This is a genomic window from Helicobacter trogontum (genome assembly GCF_000765905.2).
Lineage (GTDB): Bacteria > Campylobacterota > Campylobacteria > Campylobacterales > Helicobacteraceae > Helicobacter_A > Helicobacter_A trogontum.
In genome coordinates this window covers 75,668-96,448 of sequence record NZ_JRPL02000007.1, presented here as the reverse complement: position 1 = coordinate 96,448, position 20,781 = coordinate 75,668, and the positions used below count along the sequence as shown (strand labels likewise).

Genomic DNA, 20,781 nt, shown 5'->3' with positions numbered 1-20,781 from the left:
TCCCAAAAAAGACAAAAAAAATATATCGATTTTTAAGACCAACAAAATCTCTCTTATTGGACAAGAATAACAAAAAAGGCATGTAAAATGTTTGCTAATTTCTCTTTTTATAGTAGTATTCTGCCTTTTTTCTTTGCGTCTTCAAGCTCTGCCTCTTTTTTACAACTTCTAGATTTTACAGAAAAACACTCAGAAAGATTGTTATACAATTTATCATTAAGCAATTTTGCATAATTCTCATTTTTTTCTGCCTCCCTTCGCTCATTCCCCCCCCCCTCATCTACTTCTTTAGTCTTTACTCTCGGTAACCATGGATATTTCAATTCTTGTATAAAACCTTTCTTAATCCAATTATCTTTAAGATTATTTTCAATAAATTTTAAAATATCTTCTGGCAATAATGCAACATCTCTACCATCAATTAACCGCTCAAGCAATCTACCTATTGTTATCTGTGGAAATATAGATTCCTCTTTGCCACTCTTAATTTCTGTATCAAAAATAACCAATACCTCATCTATCCACCCTTGCAATTCTTCTATACTAAAAATTAATTGCCCACTCTCTGGATCTAAGAATGAAAGATTTCCTAAAAACTGCTGCAAGTTTAATCCATAAGTTATTTGATCTTCTTGACTAAGTTTTTGAACTTCACTATTATTAGGCAATATTAGCTTAAGAAAATCTCTTGGATTTTTAAGCATATATCTAAAAAGGGATTTACAATAAAAATTTCCTAGTTGCATAAACTTCCATTCAATAGAAGACATTATGGCAGGTTCTATATCTAAAACTTGCAACTTTTTAATTATTTCCCCATAACTATAAAGAATGTGCTGTTCATTATTGACTTTTTTTAGATCAACTTGCAACATTGCCCAAGCTATAGTTTCTGGATTAATTTTTATTTCACTACTCGAAGGCATAATTAAACGCACAGCCAAAAAAGCCAAAGCTTTTTCTGGCATACCAAAAGACAATAAAGCATCAAAAACTAAAGAGACTCCCACATCACAACTACTATTGACATGAAAATGCTCCCAATATTGTTTTTGCTCATCTATTTTTTGTTCTTGCAAGATTCTTAGCTTTACATCATTCAGGCCACCAATCTTAAACAACTCTACCCTCTGCTGTGCTGTTAATGCTTCTAGCTCTTTCTCGTTTTGCAAGAATTTATCGATATTATGTAAAAAGAAGTTGTTCGCACATATTTTCTTATTTTCTTTATCAGAAACAAGCCATTTAAGCATTATTGGTTTAAACTTCAAACAATCAATTTCATATAAAATCTTCCCAATTTCTGAACACACCAAAGAGTTAGACTTGCCAATTAAAATAAAAATTTCTCTATTTTTTTCTGCATGATACATATCCCTAATTATTTGCAGACGCATAGCATATGCCTCTTCTGCCTCTTTTTTATCCCAATAGTATTCCCGAAAAAAATCTAACTTTTCATAAACTGGATTATTAAAATGAATATTTTCTACAAGCTTTTGCATTTTACGCAAACATTCATCAGGTATTTTCCAGTCAAATTTTCTAGCATTCTCGATCTGTTTGGCAATTTTTTGCTTTATCTCAAATCGTTTTTGTTTAGTAGCATTTAATAAAAACTCTTCTAGTTTATCTATAAAACCAAGATAGCATTTATTATCAACTCCTAAGAACAAAGTAGATATACAATCAATACATTTTTCAAGGCTATCGGCATACTGCAATACAAGTTTAGATGCCCTCTCTATATACTCAAAATAACCCTTTGGAAGCTCTCTAGAATTAAAATCAATTTGATTGCACCAATCACGGTATTTAGGGATAAAAAGACCAGAGCTTATCGCAAATCCTGATGGAAAAATACGACAAAGCACATTCCATATGATCTCACTATGATCTGGATAAAGTTTCTCCAACACACAAATTCTTTTATTATGCGGTGTGCTTGTATTGTTAAACCATCCAATAAACAAGTGATGAAGGGTTGCTAAACATCCTTGTGTGCAAAACTTAATTTTTGCCATTTCAACAAGAATTTCCACAACTTCTGAAAAATATAACTCATTCCAAGCAATAATTTTAAGTGCATTAAAAAGAACATGGGAGTTATCCACAAACATGTATTTATCTTTTTTAAAAAATCTCTCCAATAACTTACGCTCACTATCGCTACTAAGCAAGAGTTTAAAGCGTTTAATCACTATCTCTGGGCTAGCCTCTGCAAACAGATGTAAAACATCTCTTAGAGAAAAGAGATCCTCTACAATACTATCTTTGCCAATAGCTTTACTTACTACCACATCCACCCTATTTTGCCAAGATTGTATTGCTAGAATAATTAATGTATCTGCCAACTCCTTTCGCAAAACACTCGAATACGAAAAACATGAATTAGAAATAATTGACTGCTCCTCTTTGGATGTCTTATCATTTCCTGAAAAAACTTTTTCTACATTTTCCCAAAAATCTTCATTAGATATATAACTAGTTTCTAAAAAACAATCTATTACAGGTTTTTTTAAAAGAATCTTATGGCAAGAATTGATCATTTCTAAAAAATTTATATTGCTTATATTGTCGATATAAACTCCCAAATCTGCATATGATTTTCTAGAAAGTGCCTCTAAAAATTTTCTATCTCCATCACATCCAGAATCCCACGCACCAGAAAGAAATAAAGAGTAATAAATCCTTTTATCTTTATCTAATATTTCTTTCAGCTGATACAAAACATTGTTATCAATTGGTTTTAATTTTGGATGTACTGATATCAAATCTAAATACCCATAAGTATCTTTATAGATTTTATTTGCCTCAAGTGTAGAGAATCCCATTTTTTCCAAAGCCAAACTTTTATCCTGTTCAGCAAGATATATCATATTATCACTTTGCAACACCTCTTGCCTATTGTCTGACATACGAATTATAAGATGTTTATTTGATGCGTGTCCAATATTATTTGGTTTAAATCCTTCATAAAATAAAATCAATCCACTATAAGTTTCTAGAATCATATCCCAGACATCCTGTGATTGAATTATCAAAGACCTACCCATGTAGCTAGAGTCTTTCTCTATAACACTCAAGGCAAAAATCAATCCTTCCAATTGCGTTGGAGCAACAATATTTATTACTCCTTTTTTGCTATTAAGTTTTTCCTTAAAAACTTTTTGCTCAACATCTCTATTAAGCAAAACCAAGTCACTAGTTGTTTCTATTTGTGTCTGTTTTCTCCAATCCTCAAATCTCGCTGAAATAAGCTTAATATTTTGTGGTGGAAGCTTGCTGATTGCTCTTGCCAACCATAAAGCAATGACTAGATGATCTTTCAACCAAGCTTCGTAATCAACAGAATTTAGTGCTCTTACCTCTTTCCACTTACCCTTATTTTTACATTCTCCGCAAAATTTTTCTTTATTTGCCCATACTCTAAAAGTCCCAAACACAAAAGTCACTTCAGAATTAGAATCTTTTAATCGTTTGCTATAATCCTTCTTTGCTTTTGAGTTAATATTTTTATCTACACTAAATTCCCATACAAATTTTCCGTATGGAATGATTTCATGTTCTTGTTGAGTTACAATAATTCCATCAAAACCAGGATTGCTAATACTATTCCCTGTAGGCATGTGTAATTTATTTAATTCAATACTTGCTTTGATCAATTTATATGTAAGTTCTGGTAATAATTCTTGTGCTCTTCTAGGATTTATATTACAAAAATTGTTCAATTCTTTTGCTGTAACACTCCAATTCATATCACATCCTTTAATTTTTAAATTTTACTTGTTTTACATATGATTCATTGTAAGAATAATACGCCATAATAACACAATTATTTCTAAACAATAAAACTTAAGTGATAGTTAAAAACCTTAAGTTTACATTCCACAATCCCAATCAAATTAAGCCATATTTGCAAGGTTTTTAGCGTGATATGTTGTAGATTTTTTGATGCTTTTTAATTATTTTAGTTAGACTTTACTTGCTTTTACTGCTGCAGCTGCACAATTATATGCTATAAAGTATATGTCATACCAAAGAGCTTGATATATGAGATATTTTAATGATTTAATTATCTTTGAATCTGTGCATTTTTTATTTGTTAGGGTTTAAAAGAGTAATAAAGGACAAAACGTCTAAGACATTAAAAGCTCAAAGCATGTTTGCATGATGAGTAAAACTAGAAATGCTGAAACATTAATCAAAAAATAAAAGCATTACTCTTTTTAAGTGTTATTTTTTTAATGAATGATGGCTAAAAAATATTTACGATACACAAAGTATTGCCAACATATAAGCTACAAAATTATATTAGGATAACAGAGAAAGTTGCAAGTTTATGGTCTTCTAGGATTACATCATCTACTGGTTAATAACTATTACAGAAGAATACAACTAATGCCATGCCAATAAAATACAAAACTATGGATTTTGCTCTAGGTATGTAAGAACCATTTGTGCATGTCCCTTGGCTTTAACATTATAAAAAGATTCTACAATTTTACCTTTCTTAATGATAAATGTACTGCGGTAAATCCCTTGCACCTCTTTGCCATACATCATTTTTTTGCCATAAGCATGGTATTTCGTTGCTACACTTTTATCGCTATCACTCAAAAGCACAATATTTAAATCCTTGCTTTGTATAAATTTTTTATGTGTTGAAGGTTTATCTGGGCTAACCCCTATTATAATAGCATTATGTTCTTCAAACAATTCTTTAAGAGCACTAAACTCCTGTGCTTGTGTCGTGCAACCACTTGTATTATCTTTTGGATAAAAATACAAAATAACTGTATAATCTAGTAAATCCTCTAAAGCAATCACCACATTATCCTCATTTGGTAGGCTAAATAATGGGGCGATATCTCCAGCTTTTAGTCGCTTCTTGTCTTCCATTTCCTTCCCTTACTCAATCTCATTCATATTGTAAAAATCCACTTTTACTTAATATTGCTTAACGCCCGTCTACCAAGATTCCCATACCTATGAAATGCAATACTTGCGGCACGCTCTGTGTGATAGAATAAGAGCTCAAAATATCCATTTATATAGGGTTTGTGATATGCTATTAGCTTTCCTTTCGCTCTGCCCTGCCCTATTAGCTCTTTATATACAAGATTCTCGCTATCTGGCACAGCAAGATAGCGGATTAACTCATACTGCCCTGCACTCTCAACAAATTGCTCTAAGCTCTGATATTCAATAGTAATATTTTTTAGACATAATGGCTTTATTTGCTCTAATACAAAACCTAAAGACTCGCTTACTTCTGTAGCCTTAAGGCTAATAGTAAGCTGTGCATTAATCATCTGTGCACTAGCAACAATGCTTAAAATATCACTTAGAGAGTCTTCTTTTCTAGCACGATAAATGATAGATTTCACCGGAATATAATAGAAGAGGTTATCCTCGCCTCTTATATGCACAAAATCTCTTTTTTGTAAGAACTCGTTTTCATGAAAATAGGCATAACTTTTTGCAGCTTGTAGAAATTCCTTCAATTCATTTTTTCTACCTTCATCTTGCGTTGTATTGATAAGATATTGTATGCTATCAATAAAAGTGTGTCCTACATTCAAGTCACTTACCTTATGTGCTTCACTAGGGCAAATATCTAAAAATTGTGCCACATAATTGTAGCTTCCAGCTTTTCGTCCAAATCCAACCGCAGATTTTTTAATTCCACCAAAAGGCTGACGCAAGACAATTGCTCCTGTTGTGGATTTATTGATATATAAATTTCCTGCTTCAATATGTTTTAGATAATAATCCCATTCCCTTTCATCAAGAGATTCAAAACCACTTGTTAAACCATATCCCGTGGAGTTTGCAATATTAATAGCATGTTCTAAATTTTTTGCACACATTACTGATAAGATAGGCGTAAAAAATTCATTTTTGTGTGAATAACTCCCTTCTTTTACACCATATTTAATACATGGTCTCATGGCATAAGGATTATTGTCTTCAAAACTTGGAGCTAGTACCCACTCCTCACCTTCCTCTAGTTCTAAGCCCTGCTTTACCTTTTCATCAATTGTGCTACTTAGATACCCTAATTTATTTTTGAATTCAAATGGATTTCCAACATGCAAACTTTGTGCTGCATCAATTAATGTGCGTTTAAACTGCTCGTCCTTATACACTTCTTCTTCTAATATAAGCAGTGAAGTAGCACTACATTTTTGTCCAGAATTAGAAAAAGCTGAATGGATAATATTTTTAACCGCTTGATCTCTATCTGCCATCTTACTTACAATGGTTGCATTTTTACCACCTGTTTCAGCACTCAACAAGAGAGTTGGATTTTCTTTGAGAATCTCATAGGCAGTGTCTTCGCCACCTGTTAAAATCGCAAAATCCGCTTCTTTTAATAGGAACTCATTTATGTCTTTACCGCTTGCAGGTAAAAATACAAGATAGTCTTTAGGCAATCCAGCATCATAAAAGCATTGTGTCAGCATACTACCTGTAACAGCAGATATATTAGAAGGTTTATAAATCACCCTATTTCCACTAGCAAGACTTGCTGCAATACCACCAACAGAGATTGCAACTGGAAAATTCCATGGCGTAATCACAACACCAATGCCCTTTGGTTTTAACACGCAATCTTTATGCGTTTCTAGTAACTTACGCATACTATGTGGATAAAATCTAAGAAAGTCAATCGCCTCACTTACCTCAGCATCAGTTTCAGCAAATGTCTTACCTACCTCCAATGCTGAAATACCGATTAAATCATTACGTCTTTCTGCCACAAGCTCTGCAGTTTTTAGTAAAATCTCACCAAGTTGCTCATAGCTTAAAGTATTTTGTGGGTGCTTTACATAATCCAAAGCAGATCTTAAACTATCCCTACTTGCAAGATATACATTGGCAATAACCTTATCTCCGCCTTTTTGTTGAATCTCCCGCTTATTTTCTTTAGGCATTTGCTCACCTATAATAGGCATGACCTCAAAAGTTTCTGCATTGAGCCACTTTGTTTTAATTGCTTCTGCCCACTCTCTATTTGGCTTTAATATAAAATCAGTATCAGGCTCATTAAAGAATGTATCAAGCCCAGCTTTTTGCGTAAATGGAGCTTGTAGCCTGTTTTGCTGTCGATAGCTCGTATCTTGCACACTTTGCATACCCTCTAAAGATTGCAAAAAGATCTGCTCTTGTTGTTTCCATGCCGCAGAATCGATCTCTAAGTCAAAAGCATAACGCATAAAGTTATCTTTCCCTGTATTCTCATCAAGTCGCCTTACAAGATATGCAATAGCATTATTAAAATGTGCATCACTACACACTGGTGCATATAAAATAAGCTTATTGCGTGATGCCACCTCAAAACTCGCTTTTAAATTCATACCTTCAAGCATTTCAAATGTAAAACTATCTTGTGCTCCTGCCATATTGATTTTTGTCATAGCATAAGCAATTTGAAAAATATTGTGCGATGCAATACCTATATCAATGTATTTAAAGTTGGAATCTTGTAATATATAATCAAGCATCTTATTGTAATTAGAATCTGTATCTACTTTGCGTCTAAAAGTGGGTAGCTCCCATCCTTTCACACTTGCAATAGTTTCTTCAGCTTCCATGTTTGCACCTTTTACGATGCGAATCTTAATTGGCGGCTTACCTCCTTGCACACGTTCTTTAGAAAATGCTACCAATGTTTTTAGGTAATTATAAGAATCTGGTAAGTATGCTTGTAATACAATACCTGCCTTAATATCAAACTTTGCAAGAGATTCCATAAAAGCTGCCACTGTGAGCTCTAAATCTTTAAATTCCTCCATATCAAGATTAATAAACTTTGAAATACCTGCTTTTTGCTTCTCCTCTGCGATGCCATACAGCTTATCAAGCCGTGCTACTATCTCACGCTTTGAATATTCAAAGTCAAGGATATTAATCTGAGAAAAAATAGTTGTAATTTTGATAGAGATATAATTAATGTAGTTTGAGTTAAGAGCATCCTCATACTTTTGCAAACGATAATTTGATTCGAGATTCCCCAATACCTCTTCACCAATCAAATTCACATTCAAGCCAATCCCTTCACTTTGCCTCTTATCAGCATGTTTTTTTAGGGCAATAGGTGATTCATCTAATACCATTGCCTTTGTATCTTTTTTTAAATTCTTTATGAAAAAGGGGACACTCACGCATGGCACACTTTTACCAATACCTAAAAACAGCTGCAACAACACCTTTTCAAAAGTTGAAAAAAAATCAGCAATCCCATATTTCTGTAAAGTATGTGAGATAAGTTCATGTGCCATTTCGTTATTCTTTGAGCGAAAACTTCTATCAAGCAATTCAATAAGCATAACTTTACTGCTTGGATTCTCAAGCATTTTCATCATTTTCTTACGGAATTTCTTTTCTTTATAGCTCAAATCACTATTAATTGCACGTTGTAATGTCTTTGCTAACGATAAACTTGCCTCAATTATCTCTTTACTATTAGCAGATTGCATAATATTCTCCTTTTTAAACAACAATAAAGGCATATTGTAACCCAAAGTTATGTAATAAAGGGTAAAAAATATAAAAAAATATTTTATTTTTTAAGACTTTTGCAAGTTTGTTTATATTGGCATCAAATATCACAATTTAAACATCTGTAGCCTATATATAACACCAGCAAAAAGGCGAGAAGCTAAAAGTGATTATAAAGTAATGTTTTAAATTATGGGATTTTTACACAAAATTAAATAAGAGTATATTAAACAAAAGTTTGTAAAAAGAGTAAAAGTAATAATATAATTGAAAATACCAAAGAGGTAATATAAAAACAATTATAAATCCATCCATCACCCTATCATATCATATAAGGCTGCATGGCATATTTAAAGTTTAAAACACTTTGTGTAAAATTTGTGGTATCAAATGTATCCAAATGCACGATATTTATACCTGTGTAATCATAAATAAACTTATCAATATATAAATCTCTGACACCATTCATAACAAGACACAATATCTTTATATCACATTGCTTTAATGCTTTGATACTTAAGATAATATGATTAATTGCTCCAAGATAATATGTGCCAACTAAAATCGTTGGTCGTTTGTAGTGTTGCATATAATCCAACATACAAACATACTCATCAATCGGTGAAAATAAACCACCAGCAAGTTCAATCACCACATTATCTTGTGTCGGTAACACAATATCCAAACCTTTATAATGTAGATTCTCTTGCAATTTAGCAATGTGAGGCGAGGCAGGTGTTTTTAGACAAATGCCCTCCCCCAAAACCTCAATATTAGAATCAAAGCTTTGCACGATATCACAATCTTTTGGTGTACCAGCTTGTATGAGTTTGAAATACGCGTAGTTAAAGCTCGAACAAAATGCTGCACTCACATGTGTTTTGCCAACATCAGTATGTATCCCGCTTATATAGATTTGCATATTATCCCTTTATGATCTTTTGGTTTTTTCATATAAGAGTGTAGCAAAGATTCTTTAAAACATATGCAAAAAATAATATAATTAACGATAATACCTAACACATAAAGATAAAGCAACCTTGATTTTAGCCCTATTTTCTAGTAGAATGTATTTCTTTTGGTATCTGTAGGTACTGAAATATATAAGATTTGTTATAAAATGTATATAGATTTATTAATTGTAGAAAAGGATTATAATGAAAACTATCGCGGCAAACCTCAAGGCAAACCTTACCCCACAAAGCACACTCTCATATCTATCTGTTTTGCAGACAGAACTTGATTGTCTGCAAAATGTAAAAAAGCATGATATTATCGTGTTTCCAAATCAAACAAGTTTAACCGATAATGCATATAGGCATTTTGAAATTGGTGCACAAAATGCCTATCCCATTCATAATGGTGCATTTACAGGTGAAATAGGGCAAGAAGTGCTTAATGCACTAAAAATCAAACATATTATGTTGGGACATAGCGAACGACGGCAGATTTTAGGCGAAAACAATTCAGTAATTAAAGAAAAATTCCAGTTTTTTATGCAAGAAAATATGCGTATTATGCTCTGTATTGGTGAAGATTCTAATGTATCTTATGTTAAAGATTTTTTAGAACTTCAATTACAACATATTGATCTCTCCTATCCATTACTCACAATTGCATATGAACCGATTTGGGCAATAGGAAGTGGAAGAACACCAAGCTTTGAAGACATCGCAAATATTATGCAAATATTAAAGGATTTAGGAGTAAAAAAGGCATTATATGGTGGAAGTGTAAATAAAGATAATATCGCACAGATTTGCTCCCTTACTGATGGTGTGTTAATAGGTGGAGCAAGCCTTTGCCCTAAGAACTTTTCACAAATGATTGCTTTGGTGGAATAGTAGCTCTTAACTACAAATTTTACAAATTGTCATCATCACACTTAAAATCTATGGATACATCATTGTATCGCAAACATACCGCATACATTTTACATATCTAAATGCTATGAGCACTCACGATAAATACTCAACATCTATTTGATGAAAAACACCATGTTTATAAAATTTACGAGTTAGAGTGCTAAGAATGTCTTTCACACAAGCCATATAGCCCATTAGTAATCATACAATTTCTTATATCCTTGGAAATCTAGCACAACTTAATTAAAAAAGTTATACACAATCTTCTTGCACTTGTTTATTTTCCACTATCATGCAAACAAATCATTGTGTATTGCAATATTTTTGTCATTCTCATACCATTGCAATATATTCCTCAATCACAAACAAGAATATTAACCAATATATCACCAATACATGCTGTATTAAGAGTGTGTGTCGATCAAATGTGACTCTTTATTATCTCATCAATAAATGTAAGTAATTTTATTGCTTACAAATAAAAAATAGAATCTTATAAGGCAAAAATGAGTGAAGAATAGAACTATTTCTTAATATGTATAAAATATGTATAAAATTTTGTTATATCCGATACTTTTTCGATATGATTGCAAACACTACATAATACTTTGCTATGTAGCGATTTGTAAGACATAAAACATCTAGTTACAATCACTCATAATTGTGTAGTATCATATTAATCTTAATATAAAACAAGCATTAAAGGAAGGATAATGCAAACAACAGCAAAAACAATAGAAAAAATAGTATCAGCAAAGAATAACAGAAAAAAGTTCTTTGCTGGTGCAACTGCAGTGGCTGCTTCGTGTGTATTAGTGCATGCTTCTGGTTTTAGATTGCCGGAGCAAAGTTTAAATGGCACGGCACTAAACTCCGCATATATTGCAGGAGCATATGGTGCTGATGCAAGTTATTACAATCCTGCAAATATGAGCTTTGGTAGAGAGAGTAGTGTATATTCAGTCGAGCTTGATGGGAGTTTAATCTTTATCCCAGGATTTAGTTTTACTACAGGCGATAGAAGTGTATATGAATGTGCTAATAACAATCAATGTGCAACACAAGTAAGTGGGCGTGCTAAAACAACTTTACAACCTGTGCCAAAACTCTTCTTTAAAACAAGAGCATATGGATCAGAAAATTGGAAGACAAGTCTAGGATTCTCATTTACAACGCCATCTGGGCTTTCTATGGATTGGAATGGTACAGGTGGTGGATTCTTAGATGATGTTGGTATCGCTATGCTTGAGTTAAACCCAGTTGTAAGCCTATCTTACAAGGATATCGTTTCGTTTGGTGGAGGTTTTAGGGCAATCTATACAAGTGGTAGTTTTAACAATACTTTATATGTGCCTTATAGTCTTGGTGGCATAATTAATGGAGTTACAAAAACAGAGCAAGAATCGAATGCTGCTGATTGGGGCTTTGGCTACAATGCGGCAATGTCTGTGAAACCTTTTGCTTTTGCTGATAATAAGATATTAAATAGCACAACGATTGCTGTTACTTATCGCAGCGAAGTGGCATTTAATATGAAAGGTAGTTTAACTTCAAAATCCTATATTGATAGTTATGGAATGAAAGGGATTGTCGGTATGGATGCTGATTTAACACTTTTTGCTGATTTACCACATATCTTAAATATTGCAATTTCACAAGATTATGGAAGAATAAGAGCAGAATTTGTCTATGAAAGGACATTTTATGGTAGTGCTAGAATCTTTGAGTTTGCTTACACCAACCAATATTTTTACAATATTGAAGGGAATTTAAAAGATACAGCAGAAGCAGCAGCAAATGCTGCAAATTATGATGCAGTAAAATATGGTAATGGCTGGAGAGATGCTTCGGCTTATCGTCTTGGCGTAACATATTTTGGTGATAAATGGACATTTATGGGTGGTATCGCCTATGATGAGACTCCAGCACCACAAGGAAAATTTGGCATACCAGATGCAGATGCATACATAATGAGCTTTGGGCTAAGGCGCAACTTTATCGAAGATAAATTAAATGTCGGACTTGGTTATTCTCTTGCACTAAAAGATAATAGAAAAAGTTTCATACAAAGCAAAGATGGTTTAGGACAGCTTCACCTTTTAACTATCGGTGCAAAATACACATGGTAGATTAATAGCTCAATTACCCTTAATAAGAAGACTATACCTAGCATTAAATGACTAAAATATGCTTGAAATAGTCATATCGCACCAAAAAAATTGGAAGAAATATACTTTAGGCAATTCAAAACTCTACTAAATTAGAAGAAGTCATACAGCAAAGAATATATGAAATACAAGCACTAACACATATTTACAAACATATTTCTAAAACTACCAATATAAAATATATTCTAAAACTATGCCTATTGGCTCTTATCTGATCTCAAAAACATTAATTCTATATATAAACACCTATAATAAATATAGATAGGAACATAAATTTAAAATATTTCAAAACAAGAGATGGGAAAACTATAGTTTAATCTAAATGAAATTGTACATACGCAATTCAGGGTAAAAATATGCATAAATAAATAACATAACACAGAATATGAATGACAGATTTAGCTCCTATCTACTTTATATTAGATGAACTTCTCATTATTGTGTCTATACGTTTCAAACCAGCTTTTCTTAGATCCTTGGCTAATGGGGCTAATAAAAAAGCGTTTGTGGTAAGGGCTATATCTATATCTGGATTTAGTGCATATATTTTTAATATAAAATCTACAATTTGACTCCTAAGTAATGGTTCTCCACCTGTTATTCTTATCTTTTTTACGCCTTCTTTTATGGCTATTTTTACAAAATTTAATACAGAATCAAGTGGCACATCATCTTTTTCACTACCTATATCCATAGGAGTATTTGGCATACAATACATGCATCTAAAATTACATCTTTCTGTTAGACTTATCCTTATGTAATCAATTGTACGTCCAAAACCATCTACTAACACATAGCTCTCCTATATAAAGTAATGTGTAATCTTATACATAAGTATTTTAAAAAAAGCTATAATTAACTCATTTACAAACAAGGTATTGTATGATTGGTGTAATATTGTGTGGCGGCAAAGGAAGTAGAATGGGAACCAAAAAAGAAGTTTTATTATTTGGAGATTCTACTTTGGCAAACTATCAAGCAAAAAAAATGTTAAATGTATTTGATAAAGTTTTTTTTCTAGTAAATATGTGGTACAAAACGATTATAACATAGATACAATATGAGATAATAATCATACATATGCTCCCATTTTTGGAATATCAAGTGCGATAGAATTTACAAATAGAGATATATTTGTCATATCTATTGATACCCCATTTTTTACATCTTTTGATAAATTGATAGATTCTTATTCAAAATCAAATAAATCAACATTTGCCAAAAATATATCAAATAAAATACATCCACTAATAGGTATATACAAAGCCAATTCTCTAATGACAATAAAAGAACAAATAAAAAAAGAAGATTATAGAATGCAGAATCTGCTAGATAGACTACAAGCAAATTTTATAGAAATAGATGAAATAGAAACAAAAAATCTAAACTATCAAGAAGATTATAAAGAAGCAATTAAGATATTAAATAGTTATGAATCTAATCAATAATAATATATAGTTTCTCATGAAACATGCTTCCAAAGTAATAAAATACCTTGGAAGTATGTATTTGTTTTATTTACCAGCTTTCCCTGCAATGATAAATCTTAAATACTAAATATGATCCTGATTGTATTATTTTATTAAATAATTTAATATTTGCATACAATCATACTGATGTACTTTACTCAACATGCCAAAAATTTCAAACATTCGAAGGAACACTCCTATATTTTGTTGATTTATTTCCAAATAACCATTTTCCTTGCTCTGTATCTGTCTGCCAACAAAACTTTGATTATCAGCATCTTTTAAACTACTTAAGCTTACGCAGAAATAGAGCATTGGCATTACTCCTACTGCACGTTGCTTTTCTCTTATAATAATTTCACAAAGTAAATCTTTACTTGAAAACTGATGGACTAAAAGTGGATAACTGACATTTGATTTGAAAAAATTTAAATTATTTATTGTTTCTTTTGTGAAGTTGCTTCGCATTATTTTTTCTCTATCTTCTATGAAATCCTTATTGTTTTGAATTTCTTGTTTTAATTTTTTTAAATCTTTTGAAGTTATAAAATTATTTTTTAATCCAAATTCCAAAAATTCACTTAATTCATAAATTTGTTTTCTTTTACTATTGGCACCGATAAAATGGTAATTCTCGTCTTTATTTACCACTCTATCATAACCTATTTGCCATTCTATGTAATGCTTATGTGTAATAATGGTTTTTGTCGGAGCAACTGGAGTTCCATAATCGCTAAATGCAAACCTCTCTTTAATGCGAATTTTACCCGTTGCTTTACTTAGTGGAAATTCATATCTTAGGCACATACATACTCCTTAAATAATCTATCAAAATAATTTTTAATACTAGGGTTATCATCGAAACTTAAAAAGTCATTTTCAATTTTTACAAATTCTTTATGATTGATAAAAACATCTAAATTACCAAAATAATAGGGTAAATCTTTTGCAAATTTTTTAAAATGATGAACATAATAGTAGTATTTTAAATTCTCATTAAATACTCTAATAGTGTTTGAATTATATTTTTGCATAAATGTGGCATTGCGTTTGAGTGCATTTATATCACGCATTGTATGAAAATATGCAACCTCTTGTCTTATATCTTTAGGGTTTGGATATTTTGTAATATAATTTCCTATAAAGTCAAACTTGTTTAATGCAAAAGTTTGTCCTTCATAAGTTTTAAATTCATAATTTTTAACAAAATTAAAATCCATTCCCTTAGGATTTTTCTCATATAATGCAATAACAATAGGAAAAAATGTTTTTGAGTTTGTGAAAACTTCAGAGCTAACAACCAAACAATCAACAAGTTTATAATTATTTTTAAAATCAAATAAAGCATTAAAATTTGTCTGCTTAATCAAATAAGAAAGTGGGTGCAAGACACAAATATATTGTGGTTTAAGAACTACGAATGAACGCAAAAATGAGATTCCCAAATCTCTATGCATTAATTTAGAATCTATTTTAAACACTTCTTTTTTTATGGAATTATTAATTATTGAAGTTTTGTCATTATAGGGAGGATTCCCTATAATAATTAAATTTTCATTCTCATTAATACTAAATTTTGCTCGAGAAACATCTAGGAGTGAGTTTGTATTAATAGTTTTTATAGATTTACCTACTTTATTTAATGCAATACTATCAATATCTGCCCCCAAATATTTATAATTTTTAATAAAAAAATCTCCATAGCCACAAGAACTATCAAAAAATAGAAAATCACTTAGATTCTTAATTTTTCTCTCACACATTTGGTATGCAATCTCAACAATAAACCTTGGTGTATAATACGAACCAAGATTTATTGTGTCAATTTTATTTAAATGTTTTTGCATTTTGATTTCTACTTCGCTTTCCCTGCAATGATGAATCTTAAAGCATTAAGTTTGATAAATCCTGCAGCATCTTTTTGATTATAAACAGAATCCTCTTCAAAAGTGCTATAAGCTGCATTAAAGAGTGATTTTTTAGATTCTCTGCCTAATACAGTTACATTGCCCTTATAGAGTTCCAAACGCACAACACCTTCAACTTTTTCTTGAGTCTTATCAATTAGTGCTTGCAAAGCTTCACGCTCAGGGCTAAACCAATAACCATTATAAATAAGCTCTGCATATTTTGGCATCAAAGAATCTTTTAAATGCGCTTCCTCTCTATCAAGGCATAGAGATTCTATTGCACGATGTGCTTTTAGATAGATCGTTCCACCTGGAGTCTCATAGCATCCGCGTGACTTCATTCCCACATAGCGATTCTCTACCAAATCAAGTCGCCCAATTCCATTTTCTCCACCAAGTTTATTAAGTCTAGCCCAAAAATCCGCAGGGCTTAACTTCTCTCCATTGATTGCTACACCATCACCATTTTTAAATTCAATGGTAATAATTGTAGGAGTATCTGGTGCATTTTTTGGACTCACACTCCATCTCCACATATCTTCTTCAGGAGCAACATTTGGATCTTCTAGAATCTGCCCTTCATAGCTAATATGCAATAAATTTGCATCCATAGAATAAGGAGATTTATTTTTCTTTTTTTCTATTTCAATACCTGCAGATTCTGCATAAGCCAAAAGTTTTTCACGGCTATTTAAATCCCACTCTCTCCAAGGTGCAATAACTTTAATATCCGGATTTAATGCATATGCCCCAATCTCAAATCTCACCTGATCATTTCCCTTACCTGTAGCTCCGTGAGAAATTGCATCAGCACCCACCTTTTTAGCAATCTCAACCAATCTTTTTGCAATCAAAGGACGCGCGATACTTGTGCCAAGCAAATATTCTCCCTCATAAATAGTATTTGCTCTAAACATAGGGAATACAAAATCTCTAATAAATTCCTCTCTTAAATCCTCGATAAAAATATTTTCTGCTTTGATTCCTAATTTTTGTGCTTTTGCTCTTGCGGGTTCTACTTCTTCACCTTGCCCAATATCTGCTGTAAAGGTTACCACTTCACAATTATAAGTATCCCCGAGCCATTTTAAAATTACACTTGTATCAAGCCCGCCACTATAAGCCAAAACTACCTTTTTAATTGCCATAACTTACTCCTAAAAATTGAGATTCTAAATTAAATAAATTTTGGGGATTGAATTATACAAGACTATTTACTTTTAATTTTTATGTCTTATTGCAATCCAAACTATTCAAATTATACTCTATATCACAAATACCAAAAATACCTAGAATCTAACTATTCAAGATTCTAGCATATTTACATTCATCGCACTTCTCACAACAAGATGACCCAATTTAGGTAGAATCTAGACCTTCTAAACTAACACTCACCTCGAACAAATTTATTAATACGCACAAAGCCCTCTTTAATCTGTGCCAAATCACATGCAAAACTCATACGAACAAAACCATCCATACCAAATGCACTTCCTGGCACTAATGCAACGCCAACTTTCTCAAGCAAAGCTTTGCAGAACTCCATACTATTACCATTATAGCCTTTTACATTGTTTATATTTATGAAGAGATAAAATGCTCCATCGGGCTTTACAACGCTAATACCTGGTATTTCATCAATTAATTTACATGCAACATCTCTACGCTCTTTAAATGCTTCTCGCATTGATTCAATCTCAGAATCTGCACTACCATTAAGAGCTACAATTGAAGCCCTTTGCGTAATAGAATTGATATTTGAAGTGCATTGGCTTTGTAAATTATCCATAAGTTTAATTAGCTTTTGGTCTTTACACGCTGCATAACCCATACGCCAGCCAGTCATAGCTACAGATTTGCTTAATCCGTTAATAGTAATTGTTTTTTGCATAATAGAATCATTGAGTGATGCAATGCTTGTGAAAGCACCATCATACACCAACTTCTCATACATTTCATCACTGATAATCCAAAGATTATGTTTCAAAGCCACTTCAATCACTGACTCTAACTCTTCTTTTGTATAAATCATACCTGTTGGGTTAGACGGACTTGTAAGCACTATGGCTTTAGTTCTTGGTGTGATTGCTCTTTCAAAATCAATCCCCCTTGCTTTAAAACCATATTCTTCTTTTGTCTCAATGAATACGGGTTTTCCACCGCTATATGTAACCAACTCGGGGTAAGTTACCCAATATGGAGTTGGGATTAATACCTCATCACCATCATCAATAATAGCTTGAAATGCATTAAACAGCGATTGCTTTGCACCATTACTTACAATGATCTCTTTTGGATCATAATCTAAATTGTTATCTCTTTTTAACTTTTGTGAAATTGCTTTTAAAAGCTCTGGTATGCCTGCAACAGCAGTATATTTTGTAAAACCACAATTTAGCGCCCTTATTGCTTCATCTTTGATCACTTGAGGTGTATCAAAATCAGGTTCCCCTGCACTAAAACTCAACACATCTTTACCTTCTGCTTGTAGCTTTCTTGCTAGACTTGCTACTGCAATTGTCGCAGATTCGCTAAGGCTTAAGATCCTCTTAGAATATTGTTGCATTACAACTCCTTCTTGATATTAAAAGATACAGAATAGTATCAAAATATTTTCAATTACAAATATAAACGCACGTTTAATTTATCATCTAGAAATAGCGAAATGAAAAAACTTAACATTTTATTTTCGTTTGTCATTAAGCTCACTGCTATTTTATCCCTTTCTGATAGCTTTAAAAAGAAGCCTACAAGACAATCAGGCAATGGGTGAGAATCTGCAAATTTCACTTCCAATTCATCAAATGACTTCTCCCTTAGATGCTCTATTTCACTCACACCTACAATGTCAAATAAGTCTGCTTTAAACGCCTTGAAGGATTCATAATCTTTAATAACACCTGTACACGTAAGACTAAGCTTTCTTCCTTGCAATTCACCTTCAAGTGTAAATCCCATATTCATGGTAACAATCCTTAAAATTTATTTGCTAGACAATCTATAAAATCATATTTATTTCAACTTCACATTACTATATTTCATATTTACAAGATATTACTTGCAACACAACTCAAATACCACCTTGAATTTGAAGATCTCCACTCTAAGTTGATGATAAAAGATTCTAACCTCATAATTACCACCATGCACTACTAAGACATACGCGAGAAATGCTCTATGGCTTTTGCCAATTCATCAAGACTTTTATCAGAATCTCCATGCTTTATAGCATCTTTCATACAATGCGTTACATGCCCCTCTAATACAATTTGCCCAACTTTATGTAATGCGCTTTTAGCAGCATTGATTTGTATTAAAATATCCACACACGCCACCTCATCATCAACCATTTTATCGATTGCATTTAATTGACCTGAGATTTTTTTTAATCTCCTGTGTATATTTTTTGCGTTTTCTTTCTCCATTAAAATCCTTACAATCAATCTTAAATCTTTAAGCTATGCACTTTATTTTATGCTATTATAATATTTTATTTGCGTAATCGCAATTTTTCTATATAAATATTATGAATCATATGTTTATCAGAATCTTCTGTTTGATTTGAGCGGAATTCGCTTGGAGAATAATATGAAAAAAACTAGTAATATATTATTGTTATTGTGTCAAGTGGTATTCGCTGCGGATATCTCTAATATTACTAAGCATTGCAATAAAGGCAATATGACAGCCTGCTCCATGCTTGGCGATATGTATTATGTGGCTGATGGTGTAGCGCAAGATTACACAAAAGCACAGGAATTTTGGCGTAAAGCGTGTAATGCCAAGGAGATGAATGCTTGCTATAACCTGGGAGTGCTATACCAAGAAGGACAAGGCGTATCACAAGACTACAAACAAGCCTCTGAGTTATATACACAAGCTTGTAGTGCTGAACATGCTTCTGCATGCCTTAATCTTGGCTTTTTATATATGGGTGGTTTGGGTGTAGAAAAAAATGAAAAAAAGGCACGTGATTTATATATAAAGTCATGTGATGGTAAAAAAGCAGAGGGCTGCTATAGCTTAGGAAATCTTTATTTTTATGGTAAAGGTGGAGATGGAAACTACGAGAAAGCAGCTGATCTGTATGCAAAAGCATGTGAATATGGGCATGATGATGCTTGTGATAATCTCGGAGTTATGTATGCAAAGGGTGAGGGTATTGCAAAAGATTACAATAAAGCCAGAGATTTTTTCACAAAGGTATGTGCAGACAATAGGGCTGGAGCATGCTATAATCTTGGAATCTTGTTTGACTATGGCTATGGGGTAGAACAAAGTTATTCAGAAGCAATTAGATTATACACTAAAGCATGTGACATGCATCATATTAAGGCTTGTTATAGTTTGGGGATTATGTATAATAAGGGTGATGGCGTAAGTATTGATTATCCAAAAGCATTAGGGCTTTATACAAAATCATGCAATATGGGACATTCTAGCGCATGTTACAATCTCGGTGCAATGTATTATGATGGCACAGGTGTGCGTCGCGACAAACAGATAGCAGATGAATATTTCAATAAAGCCTGTAAGTTTGGGGATAAAAAATCATGTAATATACATTAACATTGTCGAATATGCAATCTATCAATCAAGTTATTATATTGGGGGCATGATATCTAAAATTTGTCTTAGTTATAAACCTTTATATGTATGCATATAAATAATAAAACAAGCACAAGCAACACACACTAGCTTTTAGGTTTAAGTAATTACAAAATATGAAAAATTATAGTAAAAACTCCCTGCACAACCCTATAAAGAGATATCTAAACAAATATTTGCAAACAAAAGCCTTTAGAATATATTGTATTAAGCAGTTTTGTATAGCTTTTATAAGAAGCATTGAAGCAATTTA

General features: G+C 32.1%; 16 protein-coding genes. 5 read left to right on the top strand and 11 right to left on the bottom strand.

Translation table 11 applies throughout. The annotated features are described in order from the left end of the window. Window positions 1-107: 107 nt before the first annotated feature. From LS81_RS04540 to bioD, 4 genes are all read right to left on the bottom strand, one after another. Complete coding sequence (locus LS81_RS04540) at window positions 108-3,758, bottom strand: hypothetical protein (protein WP_034344813.1); 3,651 nt, start codon at window positions 3,756-3,758, stop codon at window positions 108-110. A 667-nt stretch (window positions 3,759-4,425) separates the two neighbouring features. Then, a complete protein-coding gene (gene bcp / locus LS81_RS04535; RefSeq protein ID WP_034344816.1) occupies window positions 4,426-4,902 on the bottom strand; it encodes a thioredoxin-dependent thiol peroxidase in 477 nt (158 codons plus the stop codon). Window positions 4,903-4,946: 44 nt separating this feature from the next. Next, window positions 4,947-8,462, bottom strand: coding sequence for a bifunctional proline dehydrogenase/L-glutamate gamma-semialdehyde dehydrogenase (locus LS81_RS04530; protein WP_233715889.1), 3,516 nt, complete (start codon window positions 8,460-8,462; stop codon window positions 4,947-4,949). Between the two features lie 368 nt (window positions 8,463-8,830). Next, on the bottom strand, window positions 8,831-9,430 hold the full coding sequence (bioD, locus tag LS81_RS04525; protein ID WP_034344818.1) for a dethiobiotin synthase: 600 nt from the start codon (window positions 9,428-9,430) through the stop codon (window positions 8,831-8,833). Between the two features lie 235 nt (window positions 9,431-9,665). On the opposite strand from bioD, the gene LS81_RS04520 reads away from it, so the two are divergent. Together LS81_RS04520 and LS81_RS04515 are read left to right on the top strand one after the other, a co-directional pair. Further along, window positions 9,666-10,352, top strand: a complete 687-nt coding sequence (locus LS81_RS04520; protein WP_034344821.1) for a triose-phosphate isomerase — start codon at window positions 9,666-9,668, stop codon at window positions 10,350-10,352. Between the two features lie 734 nt (window positions 10,353-11,086). Further along, window positions 11,087-12,502 (top strand): OmpP1/FadL family transporter, encoded by a 1,416-nt coding sequence (locus tag LS81_RS04515; protein ID WP_034344824.1) that lies wholly within the window; start codon window positions 11,087-11,089, stop codon window positions 12,500-12,502. A 448-nt stretch (window positions 12,503-12,950) separates the two neighbouring features. Here the strand turns inward: LS81_RS04515 and LS81_RS04510 are convergent, their stop codons facing one another. Further along, the gene (locus tag LS81_RS04510; RefSeq protein WP_034346978.1) at window positions 12,951-13,334 is read right to left on the bottom strand and encodes a radical SAM protein; all 384 of its coding nucleotides are present in this window, start codon (window positions 13,332-13,334) and stop codon (window positions 12,951-12,953) included. An 89-nt stretch (window positions 13,335-13,423) separates the two neighbouring features. Here LS81_RS04510 and LS81_RS11880 point away from each other — a divergent pair, with 89 nt between their 5' ends. Together LS81_RS11880 and LS81_RS11875 are read left to right on the top strand one after the other, a co-directional pair. Next, the gene (locus LS81_RS11880) at window positions 13,424-13,594 is read left to right on the top strand and encodes an NTP transferase domain-containing protein (RefSeq protein WP_233715886.1); all 171 of its coding nucleotides are present in this window, start codon (window positions 13,424-13,426) and stop codon (window positions 13,592-13,594) included. 224 nt (window positions 13,595-13,818) lie between these two features. After that, window positions 13,819-13,989, top strand: a complete 171-nt coding sequence (locus tag LS81_RS11875) for a glycosyltransferase family protein (protein ID WP_233715887.1) — start codon at window positions 13,819-13,821, stop codon at window positions 13,987-13,989. A 126-nt stretch (window positions 13,990-14,115) separates the two neighbouring features. On the opposite strand, the gene LS81_RS04500 is transcribed toward LS81_RS11875, so the two are convergent. From LS81_RS04500 to LS81_RS04475, 6 genes are all read right to left on the bottom strand, one after another. Beyond that, window positions 14,116-14,817, bottom strand: a complete 702-nt coding sequence (locus tag LS81_RS04500; RefSeq protein WP_034344827.1) for a R.Pab1 family restriction endonuclease — start codon at window positions 14,815-14,817, stop codon at window positions 14,116-14,118. Then, window positions 14,808-15,857: an N-6 DNA methylase family protein gene (locus LS81_RS04495; RefSeq protein WP_052096462.1), complete on the bottom strand. Its 1,050-nt coding sequence runs from the start codon at window positions 15,855-15,857 to the stop codon at window positions 14,808-14,810. Before LS81_RS04495 ends, LS81_RS04500 begins: the two co-directional genes overlap by 10 nt. A gap of 8 nt (window positions 15,858-15,865) precedes the next feature. Then, the gene (locus tag LS81_RS04490; protein WP_034344830.1) at window positions 15,866-17,068 is read right to left on the bottom strand and encodes an argininosuccinate synthase; all 1,203 of its coding nucleotides are present in this window, start codon (window positions 17,066-17,068) and stop codon (window positions 15,866-15,868) included. A gap of 236 nt (window positions 17,069-17,304) precedes the next feature. Next, window positions 17,305-18,486, bottom strand: coding sequence for a pyridoxal phosphate-dependent aminotransferase (locus LS81_RS04485; RefSeq protein ID WP_034344832.1), 1,182 nt, complete (start codon window positions 18,484-18,486; stop codon window positions 17,305-17,307). 53 nt (window positions 18,487-18,539) lie between these two features. Next, a complete protein-coding gene (locus tag LS81_RS04480; RefSeq protein ID WP_034344835.1) occupies window positions 18,540-18,884 on the bottom strand; it encodes a hypothetical protein in 345 nt (114 codons plus the stop codon). A gap of 188 nt (window positions 18,885-19,072) precedes the next feature. After that, on the bottom strand, window positions 19,073-19,345 hold the full coding sequence (locus LS81_RS04475; protein WP_034344838.1) for a metal-sensing transcriptional repressor: 273 nt from the start codon (window positions 19,343-19,345) through the stop codon (window positions 19,073-19,075). Window positions 19,346-19,508: 163 nt separating this feature from the next. On the opposite strand from LS81_RS04475, the gene LS81_RS04470 reads away from it, so the two are divergent. Then, window positions 19,509-20,489, top strand: a complete 981-nt coding sequence (locus LS81_RS04470) for an SEL1-like repeat protein (RefSeq protein WP_034320156.1) — start codon at window positions 19,509-19,511, stop codon at window positions 20,487-20,489. The last annotated feature ends 292 nt before the right edge of the window (window positions 20,490-20,781 follow it).

What these genes read in the sequence shown, in the direction of transcription:
- LS81_RS11875 (WP_233715887.1), top strand. Translation starts at nt 13,819, where the DNA reads ATGACAATAAAAGAACAAATAAAAAAAGAAGATTATAGAATGCAGAAT.
- LS81_RS04480 (WP_034344835.1), bottom strand. Translation starts at nt 18,884, where the DNA reads ATGAATATGGGATTTACACTTGAAGGTGAATTGCAAGGAAGAAAGCTT.
- LS81_RS04495 (WP_052096462.1), bottom strand. Translation starts at nt 15,857, where the DNA reads ATGCAAAAACATTTAAATAAAATTGACACAATAAATCTTGGTTCGTAT.
- LS81_RS04540 (WP_034344813.1), bottom strand. Translation starts at nt 3,758, where the DNA reads ATGAATTGGAGTGTTACAGCAAAAGAATTGAACAATTTTTGTAATATA.
- LS81_RS04500 (WP_034344827.1), bottom strand. Translation starts at nt 14,817, where the DNA reads ATGTGCCTAAGATATGAATTTCCACTAAGTAAAGCAACGGGTAAAATT.
- LS81_RS04515 (WP_034344824.1), top strand. Translation starts at nt 11,087, where the DNA reads ATGCAAACAACAGCAAAAACAATAGAAAAAATAGTATCAGCAAAGAAT.
- LS81_RS04490 (WP_034344830.1), bottom strand. Translation starts at nt 17,068, where the DNA reads ATGGCAATTAAAAAGGTAGTTTTGGCTTATAGTGGCGGGCTTGATACA.
- LS81_RS04520 (WP_034344821.1), top strand. Translation starts at nt 9,666, where the DNA reads ATGAAAACTATCGCGGCAAACCTCAAGGCAAACCTTACCCCACAAAGC.
- LS81_RS04485 (WP_034344832.1), bottom strand. Translation starts at nt 18,486, where the DNA reads ATGCAACAATATTCTAAGAGGATCTTAAGCCTTAGCGAATCTGCGACA.
- LS81_RS11880 (WP_233715886.1), top strand. Translation starts at nt 13,424, where the DNA reads ATGATTGGTGTAATATTGTGTGGCGGCAAAGGAAGTAGAATGGGAACC.
- bcp (WP_034344816.1), bottom strand. Translation starts at nt 4,902, where the DNA reads ATGGAAGACAAGAAGCGACTAAAAGCTGGAGATATCGCCCCATTATTT.
- LS81_RS04470 (WP_034320156.1), top strand. Translation starts at nt 19,509, where the DNA reads ATGAAAAAAACTAGTAATATATTATTGTTATTGTGTCAAGTGGTATTC.
- bioD (WP_034344818.1), bottom strand. Translation starts at nt 9,430, where the DNA reads ATGCAAATCTATATAAGCGGGATACATACTGATGTTGGCAAAACACAT.
- LS81_RS04475 (WP_034344838.1), bottom strand. Translation starts at nt 19,345, where the DNA reads ATGGAGAAAGAAAACGCAAAAAATATACACAGGAGATTAAAAAAAATC.